The 13053-nt window shown below is 63.4% G+C and carries 10 protein-coding genes; 9 read left to right on the top strand and 1 reads right to left on the bottom strand.

Translation table 11 applies throughout. The annotated features are described in order from the left end of the window. Window positions 1-235: 235 nt before the first annotated feature. The 9 genes from gcl (at window position 236) to DMX11_RS20960 (ending at window position 11994) form a co-directional block, all read left to right on the top strand. Entirely contained in the window at window positions 236-2011 is a 1776-nt protein-coding gene (gene gcl, locus DMX11_RS21005) for a glyoxylate carboligase (RefSeq protein WP_110746412.1), read from the top strand. A gap of 54 nt (window positions 2012-2065) precedes the next feature. Continuing rightward, complete coding sequence (hyi, locus tag DMX11_RS21000; protein WP_110746409.1) at window positions 2066-2848, top strand: hydroxypyruvate isomerase; 783 nt, start codon at window positions 2066-2068, stop codon at window positions 2846-2848. A 152-nt stretch (window positions 2849-3000) separates the two neighbouring features. Continuing rightward, window positions 3001-3894, top strand: a complete 894-nt coding sequence (locus DMX11_RS20990; protein WP_110746407.1) for a 2-hydroxy-3-oxopropionate reductase — start codon at window positions 3001-3003, stop codon at window positions 3892-3894. Window positions 3895-4072: 178 nt separating this feature from the next. Further along, complete coding sequence (locus DMX11_RS20985; RefSeq protein ID WP_110746405.1) at window positions 4073-5347, top strand: glycerate kinase; 1275 nt, start codon at window positions 4073-4075, stop codon at window positions 5345-5347. Next, window positions 5344-6759, top strand: a complete 1416-nt coding sequence (gene pyk, locus DMX11_RS20980; RefSeq protein WP_110746403.1) for a pyruvate kinase — start codon at window positions 5344-5346, stop codon at window positions 6757-6759. Before DMX11_RS20985 ends, pyk begins: the two co-directional genes overlap by 4 nt. A 206-nt stretch (window positions 6760-6965) precedes the next feature. After that, a complete protein-coding gene (locus DMX11_RS20975) occupies window positions 6966-7838 on the top strand; it encodes an urea transporter (protein WP_110746401.1) in 873 nt (290 codons plus the stop codon). A gap of 45 nt (window positions 7839-7883) precedes the next feature. Next, window positions 7884-8705, top strand: a complete 822-nt coding sequence (locus tag DMX11_RS20970) for an ion transporter (RefSeq protein ID WP_110746399.1) — start codon at window positions 7884-7886, stop codon at window positions 8703-8705. A gap of 130 nt (window positions 8706-8835) precedes the next feature. Continuing rightward, window positions 8836-9837 carry a sulfate ABC transporter substrate-binding protein gene (locus tag DMX11_RS20965; RefSeq protein ID WP_110746397.1) on the top strand — a complete coding sequence of 334 codons (1002 nt, stop codon included), beginning with the start codon at window positions 8836-8838 and terminating at the stop codon, window positions 9835-9837. A gap of 132 nt (window positions 9838-9969) precedes the next feature. Then, entirely contained in the window at window positions 9970-11994 is a 2025-nt protein-coding gene (locus tag DMX11_RS20960; protein ID WP_110746394.1) for a mechanosensitive ion channel family protein, read from the top strand. A 50-nt stretch (window positions 11995-12044) separates the two neighbouring features. Here the strand turns inward: DMX11_RS20960 and DMX11_RS20955 are convergent, their stop codons facing one another. Beyond that, on the bottom strand, window positions 12045-12971 hold the full coding sequence (locus tag DMX11_RS20955; RefSeq protein WP_110746392.1) for a class I SAM-dependent methyltransferase: 927 nt from the start codon (window positions 12969-12971) through the stop codon (window positions 12045-12047). Window positions 12972-13053: the final 82 nt, after the last annotated feature.

Here is a 13053-nt window from a genome sequence, read left to right as displayed (position 1 = left end):
GAGAAGCCCTAAGGGCAGTTGAAAACCGATAGAGCAAATAGAACACAACGAAATGTATTTTTGTATACAATATTTTGAAACGATCGTATGCGATGGCGCAAATAGCCGTTTTCACGGCCGCTTTGACGAAAGCGAGCCTACCCGATGAAAACCCATTGACCTGAGCCGCCAGGCGTGAATACACTCTGTCGCAAAGCAAGTTGTATACAATTACAAAATCGATGAGGCACAAACCATGAGCAAAATGAGAGCAATCGATGCAGCCGTTCTGGTCATGCGCCGTGAAGGTGTAGATACCGCGTTCGGCATCCCGGGGGCTGCCATCAACCCGTTGTACTCGGCCCTGAAAAAAGTCGGTGGCATCGATCACGTCCTCGCTCGCCACGTCGAAGGTGCCTCGCACATGGCCGAGGGCTACACCCGTGCCAACCCGGGTAACATCGGCGTGTGCATCGGCACTTCCGGCCCAGCCGGTACTGACATGGTCACCGGTCTGTACAGCGCCTCGGCCGACTCCATCCCGATCCTCTGCATCACCGGCCAGGCCCCACGTGCCCGCCTGCACAAGGAAGATTTCCAGGCCGTCGACATCACCAACATCGTCAAACCGGTAACCAAGTGGGCGACCACCGTTCTGGAGCCAGGCCAGGTGCCTTACGCCTTCCAGAAAGCGTTCTATGAAATGCGCACTGGCCGCCCTGGCCCGGTACTGATCGACCTGCCGTTCGACGTGCAGATGGCCGAAATCGAATTCGACATCGACGCCTACGAACCACTGGCAGTCAACAAGCCATCCGCCACCCGCGTACAGGCCGAGAAAGCCCTGGCCCTGCTCAATGACGCCGAGCGCCCACTGCTGGTAGCCGGTGGCGGCATCATCAACGCCGATGCCAGCGACAAGCTGGTCGAGTTCGCCGAACTGACCGGCGTACCGGTCATCCCGACCCTGATGGGCTGGGGCACCATCCCGGACGACCACGCACAGATGGTCGGCATGGTCGGCCTGCAGACGTCGCACCGCTATGGCAACGCCACCCTGCTCAAGTCCGACCTGGTGTTCGGTATCGGCAACCGCTGGGCCAACCGCCACACCGGCTCGGTCGATGTCTACACCGAAGGCCGCAAGTTCGTGCACGTGGACATCGAGCCGACCCAGATCGGCCGTGTGTTTACCCCGGACCTGGGGATCGTTTCCGACGCGGGCAAGGCGCTGGACGTGTTCCTCGAAGTGGCTCGCGAGTGGAAAGCCGCCGGCAAGCTGAAGTGCCGCAAGGCCTGGCTGGAAGACTGCCAACAGCGCAAGGCGAGCCTGCAGCGCAAGACCCACTTCGACAACGTGCCGGTCAAGCCGCAGCGCGTCTACGAAGAAATGAACCAGGTATTCGGCAAGGACACCTGCTACGTCAGCACCATCGGCCTGTCGCAGATCGCCGGCGCGCAGTTCCTGCACGTGTACAAGCCACGCCACTGGATCAACTGCGGCCAGGCCGGCCCGCTGGGCTGGACCATCCCTGCTGCGCTGGGCGTGGTCAAAGCCGATCCGAAGCGCAAGGTTGTGGCGCTGTCGGGTGACTACGACTTCCAGTTCATGATCGAAGAATTGGCGGTGGGTGCGCAGTTCAACCTGCCGTACGTTCACGTACTGGTGAACAACGCCTACCTGGGCCTGATCCGCCAGGCGCAGCGTGGCTTCGACATGGATTACTGTGTACAACTGGCGTTCGAGAACATCAACTCGACCGACGCTGCCACCTATGGCGTCGACCACGTTGCAGTGGTCGAAGGCCTGGGCTGCAAGGCCATTCGCGTGTTCGAACCGGCCGAGATCGCCCCTGCCCTGCTCAAGGCACAGAAGATGGCCGAAGAGTTCCGCGTGCCGGTCGTGGTCGAGGTGATTCTCGAGCGTGTGACCAACATTTCCATGGGCACCGAGATCAACGCGGTCAACGAGTTCGAAGACCTGGCGCTGGTCGGCAACGACGCGCCAACCGCCATCTCGATGCTGGACTGATCGCCTGACGCCCCCAGGCACGCCCTGGGGGCCTTCATCGCAAGGAGACAACTCATGCCTCGCTTCGCTGCCAACCTGTCCATGCTGTTCACCGAACAGGACTTCCTGGCCCGCTTCAAGGCTGCCGCCGATGCTGGTTTCAGCGGCGTCGAATACCTGTTCCCATACGACTTCAGCGCTGCCGACATCAAGCAGCAGCTGGAAGCCAACGGCCTGACCCAGGTGCTGTTCAACCTGCCTGCCGGCGACTGGGCCAAAGGTGAGCGCGGTATCACCTGCCACCCCGACCGCATCGAAGAATTCCGTGCCGGTGTCGACAAGGCCATCGAATACGCCAAGGTGCTGGGCAACACCCAGGTCAACGCCCTGGCCGGTATCCGCCCACAAGGCCCGGACTGCGCCACCGTGCGCAAGACCTTCGTCGAGAACCTGCGCTACGCCGCTGACAAGCTCAAGGGCGCCGGTATTCGCCTGGTCATGGAAATGATCAACACCCGCGACATCCCAGGCTTCTACCTGAACACCACCCAGCAGGCCCTGGAAATCCAGGCCGAGGTGGGCAGTGACAACCTGTTCCTGCAGTACGACATCTACCACATGCAGATCATGGAAGGTGACCTGGCTCGCACCCTGGAAGCCAACCTGAAGCTGATCAACCACGTCCAGCTGGCCGACAACCCGGGCCGTCACGAGCCTGGTACTGGCGAAATCAACTACCGCTTCCTGTTCGAGCACCTGGACCGCATTGGTTACCAGGGCTGGGTGGGCGCGGAGTACAAGCCCAAGACCACCACCGAAGCGGGCCTGGGCTGGCTGAAAACCCACAACGCAATCTGAGGAACAACTCGGGACCCTGTGGGAGCGGGCTCGCCCGCGAACACCGGCAAAGCCGGTGCCATCCACCGAGTTGTCTGCTTCGCGGGCGAGCCCGCTCCCACAGGGGGCCAAAGCTTGCTTGAGATATCACAATTACAAAGAGGTAATTTCTCATGGCTAAAATCGGTTTCATCGGCACCGGCATCATGGGCAAGCCCATGGCTCAGAACCTGCAAAAAGCAGGTCACAGCATCTTCGTTTCCACCCACCACGACGCTGCGCCAGCCGACCTGATCGCCGCCGGTGCAGTGGCCCTGGCCAACCCGAAAGAAGTTGCCCAGGAAGCCGAATTCATCATCGTCATGGTTCCCGACACCCCGCAGGTCGAAAGCGTCCTGTTCGGTGAGAACGGCGTGGCCGAAGGCGTGAGCCCGAACAAGGTGGTGATCGACATGAGCTCGATCTCCCCTACCGCTACCAAAGCCTTCGCCGAGAAGATCAAGGCTACCGGCGCTGCCTACCTGGACGCCCCGGTGTCCGGTGGTGAAGTCGGCGCCAAGGCGGCGACCCTGAGCATCATGGTCGGTGGCTGCCCGAAAGCCTTCGAGCGCGCCCTGCCGCTGTTCGAAGCCATGGGCAAGAACATCACCCGCGTCGGCGGTAACGGTGACGGCCAGACCGCCAAGGTTGCCAACCAGATCATCGTCGCCCTGAACATCCAGGCCGTGGCCGAAGCCCTGCTGTTCGCCGCCAAGAACGGCGCCGACCCTGCGAAGGTGCGTGAAGCACTGATGGGCGGCTTTGCTTCGTCGAAAATCCTCGAAGTACACGCCGAACGCATGATCAAGGGCACCTTCGACCCGGGCTTCCGCATCAACCTGCACCAGAAAGACCTGAACCTGGCCCTGCAAGGTGCCAAGGAGCTGGGCATCAACCTGCCCAACACCTCCAATGCCCAGCAAGTGTTCAACACCTGCCAGGCCCTGGGTGGCGGCAACTGGGACCACTCGGCGCTGATCAAAGGCCTGGAACACATGGCCAACTTCTCGATCCGCGACGAAAAATAACGTGTAAGCCTTATCGGCTTCAGCGCGCGCTACGGTCGCGATGAAGCACACGCCGCCTGACCTGCGACCACAGATCAGCCAGCGACACCGAGCAACACCCGCCCCTGGTTCAGCCTGCACGGAGGCAGTTCCAGGGGCGTTTTTGGTTTTGCAGAACAACAATAATTGGGAGCCTGCCATGTCGGTCGATCCGCAAAAAATTCTCCGCGAGCTGTTCGACACAGCCATCGCCGCCGCCCACCCCCGCCAAGTCCTCGAACCCTACCTGCCCGCCGACCGCGGTGGCCGGGTCATTGTCATCGGCGCCGGCAAAGCCGCAGCTGCCATGGCCGAAGTGGTCGAGAAAAGCTGGCAGGGCGAAGTCTCCGGCCTGGTCGTGACCCGTTACGGCCACGGCGCCAACTGCCAGAAGATCGAGGTGGTCGAAGCGGCCCACCCGGTCCCCGACGCTGCCGGCCTGGCTGTGGCCAAGCGCGTGCTGGAACTGGTCAGCAACCTCAACGAAGAAGACCGCGTCATCTTCCTGCTGTCTGGCGGTGGCTCGGCCCTGCTCGCCCTGCCTGCCGAAGGCCTGACCCTGGCCGACAAGCAGCAGATCAACAAGGCACTGCTGAAATCCGGCGCCACCATCGGCGAGATGAACTGCGTGCGCAAGCACCTCTCGGCGATCAAGGGCGGGCGACTGGCCAAGGCCTGCTGGCCGGCCACGGTCTACACCTATGCCATTTCCGATGTACCGGGCGACCTCGCCACGGTCATCGCTTCCGGCCCCACCGTTGCCGACCCGAGCACCTCGGCCGATGCCCTGGCCATCCTCAAGCGTTACAACATCGAAGCGCCCAAAGCGGTCATCGACTGGTTGAACAACCCCGCCTCGGAAACCGTCAAGGCCGATGACCCGGCCTTGGCCCGCAGCCACTTCCAGCTGATCGCCAAGCCCCAGCAGTCGCTTGAAGCCGCCGCCGTCAAAGCCCGTCAAGCCGGTTTCAGCCCGCTGATCCTCGGTGACCTGGAAGGCGAATCGCGCGAAGTGGCCAAGGTCCACGCCGGCATCGCCCGGCAGATCGTGCTGCACGGCCAGCCGCTGAAGGCGCCCTGCGTGATCCTCTCCGGCGGCGAAACCACCGTGACCGTGCGCGGCAACGGCCGCGGCGGGCGCAACGCCGAATTCCTGCTCAGCCTCACCGAAAGCCTCAAAGGCCTGCCAGGCGTATACGCCCTGGCCGGTGACACCGACGGCATCGACGGCTCGGAAGAAAACGCCGGTGCCTTCATGACCCCGGCCAGCTACGCCCGCGCCGAAGCCCTGGGCCTGTCGGCCAGCGACGAGCTGGACAACAACAACGGCTATGGCTACTTCGCCGCGCTGGATGCACTGATCGTCACCGAGCCGACCCGCACCAACGTCAACGACTTCCGCGCCATCCTGATCCTCGAGACTGCCCAATCATGACGCCTGACAAAAAAGTAAAGATCCTCGCCACCCTCGGCCCTGCGATCAAAGGCATCGACGACATCCGCCAGCTGGTCGAAGCGGGGGTGAACATCTTCCGCCTCAACTTCAGCCACGGCGAGCACGCCGACCACGCCCTGCGCTACCAGTGGATCCGCGAAGTCGAGCAGCAGTTGAACTACCCGCTGGGCATCCTCATGGACCTGCAGGGGCCGAAGCTGCGCGTCGGCCGCTTTGCCGAAGGCAAGGTGCAGCTGCAACGCGGCCAGGCCCTGCGCCTGGATCTGGACAACACCCCCGGCGACAGTCGCCGGGTCAACCTGCCGCACCCGGAAATCATCGCCGCCCTCGAACCCGGCATGGACCTGCTGCTGGACGACGGCAAGCTGCGCCTGCGGGTGACCGCCAAGCACAACGACGCGATCGATACCGAAGTGCTGAACGGTGGCGAGCTGTCCGACCGCAAAGGTGTCAACGTGCCGCAAGCGGTGCTCGACCTCTCCCCGCTCACCGAAAAAGACCGCCGCGACTTGGCCTTTGGCCTGGAGCTGGGCGTGGACTGGGTCGCCCTGTCGTTCGTCCAGCGCCCTGAAGACATCGTTGAAGCGCGCCAGCTGATTGGCGACCGCGCCTACCTGATGGCCAAGATCGAGAAGCCATCGGCCGTCGAGCAACTGCAAGCCATCGCCGAGCTGGCAGACGCGATCATGGTGGCCCGTGGTGACCTGGGCGTGGAAGTGCCGGCCGAGAGCGTGCCGCAGATCCAGAAGCGCATCATCGGCACCTGCCGCCAGCTGGGCAAACCGGTGGTGGTGGCCACGCAGATGCTCGAGTCGATGCGTTTCTCGCCAGCGCCAACCCGTGCCGAAGTCACCGACGTGGCCAACGCCGTGGCCGAAGGTGCCGATGCAGTGATGCTGTCGGCCGAAACCGCCTCGGGTGACTACCCGCTCGAAGCCGTGCAGATGATGAGCAAGATCATCCGCCAGGTTGAGAACGGCCCGGACTACCAGGCCCAGCTCGACGTCGGCCGGCCAAAAGCCGAGGCCACCGTGTCGGACGCCATCAGCTGCGCCATCCGCCGCATCAGCGGCATCCTGCCGGTGGCGGTGCTGGTCAACTACAGCGAGTCGGGTGCCTCGACCCTGCGCGCGGCACGTGAACGGCCACGGGCACCGATCCTCAACCTGACGCCGAACCTGAACACCGCGCGCCGCCTGAGCGTGGCTTGGGGTGTGCATTCGGTGGTGAACGACCGCCTGCGTCAGGTCGACGAGGTGGTTTCCACCGCCCTGGAGATTGCCCAGGCGCAAGGCATGGCCAGCCGCGGCGACACGCTGCTGATCACCGCTGGCGTGCCTTTCGGCAAGCCGGGTACGACTAACACGCTGCGGATCGAGACTTTGATCTGAGATTGCCGGGGGCGCGTTGCGCCCCTTTCGCGACACAAGGCCGCTCCCACAGGGCCACGCTGGCACAAGGGCATGCGATCCCTGTGGGAGCGGCCTTGTGTCACGATTGGAGGGCAAAGCCCTCCCCGAATACCGCTCTACCCGACCGCGGAAAACCGAGGCCCAAAGAGGCCCACCGCTCCCCCATCAACCTCACTGACTGCCCCATGTACACCAAAAATCTCGTCAACCCGTGCCCCGACTGGGCCACGGCGTTACTCAACGGCTTCAGCCAGGTGCTGCTGCTGCGCAACCCCCTGTGCGGCCTGTGCTGCCTGCTGGCCATCCTGCTGACGGCGCCCAACCTGGTCGGCGGCGCGCTGCTTGGCGCCTTGGCCGGCTTGCTCACCGCCCAGGCACGCGGCTATGACCGTGCCGACCGCCAGGCCGGGCTGTATTGCTACAATGGCGTGCTGATCGGCATCCTGATCAGCGCCGTGCTGCCCTGGTCGGTCATATTGCCCCCCCTGATCATCGCCGCCGGCGGCCTGTCCAGTATCATCACCCACCAGTGGCGCAAGCGCGGCGGCAAGTTGCTGGTCGCCTATACCGCGCCATTCGTGCTGCTGGGCTGGGGCACACTGCTAGTCGTCAGCCCCTCGCCCAGCGGCTTCGGCGAAGCTGACCCGCTGTACGCGTTGGCCCGGGGCGTGGCCCAGATCTTCCTGCTCGACCAGCCCTTGGCCGGGTTGCTGATCATCGTCGGCATGTTCATCGCCAACCCCTATGCGGCGCTGTGGGCGGTGATCGGCTCGGCCATTGGTGGCGGCGTGGCGTTGCTCACCGATCAGGCGCAAGCCGCCTGGTTAGGCCTGTACGGCTTCAATGGCGCACTGGCGGCACTGGCCTTCAGCAGGCAAGGTGAAAAACCTTGGGTGACGCTGCTGGCGATAGCGTTGGCCCTGCTGTTGCAACCGCTGTTCAAGCTGCTGCCAGTGCCTGGCCTGACCGCCCCCTTCGTTGCCGCCTGCTGGCTGATGCACTTGGGCAGTCACCTGGCGCAACCCAGGCAGCGCAACGCCAGCCGCTTGCACGGCTGATACGCAACCCCTAGGCTCAGCCCATCGCTTTTGTGGAACGAGCCAATGAACAACCCAGCGAGCCTGCGCGAGCGGCTCTTCGTCATCGTCTTCCAGACCGACACCGTAGCCGGTCGCCGCTTCGACAAGATCCTGTTGCTGATCATCCTGGCCAGCCTGGTCACGGTGATCCTCGACAGCATCGATGAGGTGCACCAGGGCTACGCCGGCCTGCTGGCCGGCATCGAGTGGGGCTTTACCGCGATCTTCCTGGCCGAATACATCACCCGCCTGTACTGCTCGCCCAAGCCGCTGCGCTACGCCTTCAGTTTCTACGGCCTGGTCGATTTACTGGCGATCGTGCCGGGGATCCTCGCGCTGTACTACAGCGACGCCCAGTACCTGCTCATCATCCGGGTCATCCGGATGCTGCGGATCTTCCGTGTACTCAAGCTCAGCCCCTACCTCAAGCAGGCCAACTACCTGATGGAGGCACTGCGCGGCAGCAAGCAGAAGATCATCGTGTTCCTGGTCAGCGTATCGACCCTGGTAACGGTGTTCGGCACGCTGATGTATGTAATCGAAGGCCCGGAACATGGGTTTACCAGCATCCCCAAAGGCATCTACTGGGCCATCGTTACCCTGACCACGGTGGGCTTTGGCGACATCGTGCCGAAGACCCCGCTTGGGCAGGTGCTGTCGTCCCTGGTGATGATTACCGGTTACTCGATCATTGCCGTGCCAACCGGCATCTTCACGGCAGAGCTGGCCAATGCCATGCGCGGGGAGCAGTTGCAGCATAATTGCCCGACCTGCCACAAGAAGACCCACGAGCATGGGGCGGCGTTCTGTTCTCGCTGCGGAAGTGGGTTGTTTCCCAAAACGTAATAGCGCCTGCGAAAAGGTCGGTACGGGCAGAAGCATAACCAAAGCATTTTTTGTTCTTTAACCCGTCTGAACCCACCCGCTATAGTCGCTGGCAATCTGCCCCAACACCCTTCAAGAACAAGGAAGCAACGTGAAAAAACTCTTCACCGCCTCGCTGCTCGCCGCAGGCCTGGCCCTGGGCAACCTCGCCCAGGCCGCCCCGACCCTGCTCAACGTTTCCTACGATGTGATGCGCGACTTCTACAAGGACTACAACCCGGCCTTCCAGAAGCACTGGGAAGCCGAGCACAAAGAGAAAGTCAACGTGCAGATGTCCTTCGGCGGCTCGAGCAAGCAGGCGCGTGCGGTGATCGATGGCCTGCCGGCCGATGTCATCACCATGAACATGGCCACCGACATCAACGCCCTGGCCGACAACGGCAAGCTGGTGCCCGACAACTGGGTTACCCGCCTGCCGAACAACAGCGCGCCGTTCACCTCGGCCACTGTGTTCATCGTGCGCAAGGGCAACCCGAAAGCCCTGAAAGACTGGCCCGACCTGCTCAAGGACGGTGTGCAAGTGATCGTGCCCAACCCGAAGACCTCGGGCAACGGCCGCTACACCTACCTGTCGGCCTGGGGTTATGTGCTCAAGCAAGGCGGTGACGAAGCCAAAGCCAAGGACTTCGTCGGCAAGCTGTTCAAGCAGGCGCCCGTACTGGACACCGGTGGCCGTGCCGCCACCACCACCTTCATGACCAACCAGATCGGCGACGTGCTGGTCACCTTCGAGAACGAAGCCGAAATGATCGCCCGCGAATTTGGCCGCGACCAGTTCGAAGTGGTCTACCCGAGCGTGTCGGCCGAAGCCGAACCGCCGGTAAGCGTGGTTGACAAGGTCGTGGCCAAGAAAGGCACCCAGGCCGTGGCCGAGGAATACCTGAAGTACCTGTGGTCGCCAGAGGCCCAGGAGATCGCCGCCAACAACTACCTGCGCCCGCGTGACGCCACGGTGCTGGCCAAATACACCGACCGTTTCCCGAAAGTGGACTTCCTGTCGGTGGAAAAAACCTTTGGTGACTGGCGCACCGTGCAGAAGACCCACTTCAATGATGGTGGCGTGTTTGACCAGATCTACACCAACAATCAGTAATTGACCTGAACAGGGCCGGCTTGCCCTAGAAAAAGCCGGCCCCTGCAACACCCGATCGAACTTTCCCCACCCTTGCGCCCTCAGTTCCTTGAGTAACCCTGCCCCGCTCACCCCGGCCCAAGGAGTACTCCAGTGCTGCGCTTTCTCTCGACCCTGCTGCTCGGCTGCCTGCTGAGCACTCACCTGTTGGCTGCCGACCCCGCCCCCACCGAACAACCACCCGCCGACCCCGAACCGGTACTGCAAGGCGGCCTGCTTGGCGCCTTGGCCGATGGTTTGGACAGCGCGGCGCAGGAACTGGACCTGGACGCCCACCTGGTCGATGCCTGGCGCCTGCGCACCGACCGCGCTGCCAAAGAGGTCGAACGCCTGGTCGATCGCCACTCCGCCAGCGACTCGCTGCAACTGGCCGGCAACTTCCTGCTGCTCAGCTTCATCTGGGCTGCCAGCTTCGGCCTGCTCACGTGCCTGGGCCGCTGGGTCGCCAAGCGCACCTCCGTTACCCTTTGGCTGCGTGAGCGCAAACGCGCCAGCAGCCTGCTGGGGTACCTGCTGCCCTATACCTTGCCAGCCCTGGCCAGCCTGCCACTGACGCTGTACATCAGCCGCTTCCTTGAGCCGTCGGTGGCCCGCGCACTGGGGCTGAGCCTGGCCTACGCCACCAGCAGCGGCCTGTTCTCCACGTCGATCATTCTCTGCCTGGTCACGCTGTTCGACGCCGGCCACAAGCGCGCGGCGGTTGGGGTGATCAAGCGCCTGGCGCCGCACCCGCTGTTCCTGATCGGCTTTCTTGCCGCCTGGAGCGACGCCCTGACCAGCCCGCAGATCGCCCGCCAGCTGGGCGGCAACATCACGGCCAGCATTGCCGTGCTCACCGGCCTCACCGCCACCTTCATCTTCGCCAGCCTGGTCATCCGCCTGCGCCGGCCGGTGGCCCACCTGATCCGCAACCGCGCACTCAAAGACCGCGTACAGCACCGGGCGGTGCAGGAAACCCTGCGGATCTTCTCGGCACTGTGGTACCTGCCGATCCTGCTGATGATCCTGGTCTCGGCGGTTCACCTGGTGGGGGCCGGCGCAGAAAGCCAGAAGGCTTTGCAAAAAGCCTTGCTGACCACCGTGCTGCTGGTCTCGACCGTGTTCCTCAGCACCTTGCTGCAGCACTTGCTGGCACCCCGCGAAAGTGACCCGACGCAGCGTGTGCGGCCCTACAAGGAACTGCTGCGCAGCCTCGCCCACGCTCTGCTGCGCATTGTCATGGCCGTGGCGTTCATCGAGCTGCTGGGGCGCATCTGGGGTTTTTCGGTGATCGACTTCGCCCTCAGCAACAGCCTGGGCCAGGCCATCAGTAACTCGCTGTCGAGCATCGGCCTGATCCTGCTGGTAACCTGGCTGCTGTGGGTGGTACTCGACACCGCCATCCAGGAAGCGCTCAAGCCTGCCGTCGGCCGCCGCAGCTCGCGCCAGCCAAGCACCCGGGTGCGGACCATCCTGCCGATGCTGCGCAATGCGATCAAGGTGATCCTGATCGTCATCTGCACCATCACCACCATGGCCAACCTGGGCATCAACGTTGCGCCGCTGTTGGCCGGTGCCGGGGTGATCGGCCTGGCCATCGGCTTCGGCTCGCAGCAGCTGGTGCAGGATGTGATCACCGGGCTGTTCATCCTCATCGAGGACACCATTTCCATCGGCGACTGGGTGGTGCTGGATTCCGGCCACGCTGGCACCGTCGAAAGCCTGACCATCCGTACCCTGCGCCTACGCGATGGCAAAGGCTTCGTGCACTCGGTGCCGTTCGGCCAGATCAAGGCGGTTACCAACCAGTCGCGGCAATTTGCCTATGCGTTCTTCTCGGTGCAGTTCACCTACGACAGTGATGTGGATGCGTCCCTGGCGCTGATTCATGAGGTGGGCAAGTCGATCAGCGACGATCCGCTGCTGCGCATCAACCTCCAGGGGCCGCTACAGGTGTTCGGGGTGGACCGCATGGACTTGAACGGGTTTGTGCTGACTGCGCAGTTCCGCACCATTTCTGGCGGGCAATATGCGGTCAGCCGGGCATTCAACGAACGGCTGAAGAAGCGGGTGGACCAGACTGACAATGTCAGCTTTGCCCAAGTGTATCCATTGCCCGTGCAGGCCCTCGGGGCTTGATGTCGCCTGTACTGGCCTGTTCGCGGATAACCCGCTCGCAAAGGGCAACCTCAACCCTGGCGGAACACCAAGGCCTTCAGCCCCCCCGCCGGGTCCACATCCGGAAACTCCGGCGGGTTCTCCAGCCGCTCGACAAACGCCAGCGCAGGCGCCTGCTCTGCCATCCCTTCAATCAGAAACTCCGGCCCGATCCCCGGGTCGTTGACACACGCCAGCACTGTCCCATCCGCACTCAGCAATTCCGGCAGGCGCCGCAGGATCTTCGCGTAGTCCTGGGTCAGCACAAAGCTGCCGCGCTGGAAGGTCGGCGGGTCGATGATAATCAGGTCATAAGGCCCGTACTTGCGCACCTTGCCCCATGACTTGAACAGCTCATGCCCAAGGTAGGCCACCCGCGAGGCATCATGGCCATTGAGGCGGTGGTTGTCGCGGCCCCGCGAAAGTGCCGACTTGGCCATGTCCAGGTTAACCACCTGCTCGGCGCCGCCTGCAATGGCCGCGACCGAGAAACCACAGGTGTAGGCGAACAGGTTCAGTACGCGCTTGCCGGCCGCCTGCTCGCGCACCCAGCGCCGGCCGTATCGCATGTCGAGGAACAGGCCATTGTTCTGCCGCACACCAAGGTCCAGCAGGTAGGTCAGGCCGTCCTCGACCACCTCGCGTTGCTGGCATGGCTCGCCCAGCAGCCATTGGCCTGGGCTGTCGGGCAGGTAGCGGTGCTGGATGATGACAGCCTGAGCCGTCCACTGCGGGCGCTCGGCCAGGCGGCGCAGCATGGCCTCGAGTTCCGCCAGCTGGCCCTCGGGCGGCTCGCGGAACAAGGCGACCGACAGGACGCCTTGCAGCCAGTCGACGGTGACCTGCTCCAGGCCCGGCCAGCAGCGGCCGCGACCGTGGAACACGCGGCGGGTTTCCTGTGGGGCGGGGTCAAGGGCGGCGAGCAGGTGTTGCTCAAGGGTGTCGATTGGCGAGGTCATGGCGGGTCGCAGACTGGCAAAAGCGGCATTCTACCCCCTGAGGGCGCTAGACCACTAACGCCTTGGGCCGGAACCACCACCC

This window comes from Pseudomonas sp. LB-090624 (genome assembly GCF_003205205.1).
Lineage (GTDB): Bacteria > Pseudomonadota > Gammaproteobacteria > Pseudomonadales > Pseudomonadaceae > Aquipseudomonas.
This window is presented reverse-complemented; position numbering and strand designations above follow the sequence as displayed.

Bases quoted from the DNA above. Each gene is read 5' to 3' on its own strand.
- gcl (WP_110746412.1), top strand. From the start codon at position 236: ATGAGCAAAATGAGAGCAATCGATGCAGCCGTTCTGGTCATGCGCCGT.
- hyi (WP_110746409.1), top strand. From the start codon at position 2,066: ATGCCTCGCTTCGCTGCCAACCTGTCCATGCTGTTCACCGAACAGGAC.
- DMX11_RS20990 (WP_110746407.1), top strand. From the start codon at position 3,001: ATGGCTAAAATCGGTTTCATCGGCACCGGCATCATGGGCAAGCCCATG.
- DMX11_RS20985 (WP_110746405.1), top strand. From the start codon at position 4,073: ATGTCGGTCGATCCGCAAAAAATTCTCCGCGAGCTGTTCGACACAGCC.
- pyk (WP_110746403.1), top strand. From the start codon at position 5,344: ATGACGCCTGACAAAAAAGTAAAGATCCTCGCCACCCTCGGCCCTGCG.
- DMX11_RS20975 (WP_110746401.1), top strand. From the start codon at position 6,966: ATGTACACCAAAAATCTCGTCAACCCGTGCCCCGACTGGGCCACGGCG.
- DMX11_RS20970 (WP_110746399.1), top strand. From the start codon at position 7,884: ATGAACAACCCAGCGAGCCTGCGCGAGCGGCTCTTCGTCATCGTCTTC.
- DMX11_RS20955 (WP_110746392.1), bottom strand. From the start codon at position 12,971: ATGACCTCGCCAATCGACACCCTTGAGCAACACCTGCTCGCCGCCCTT.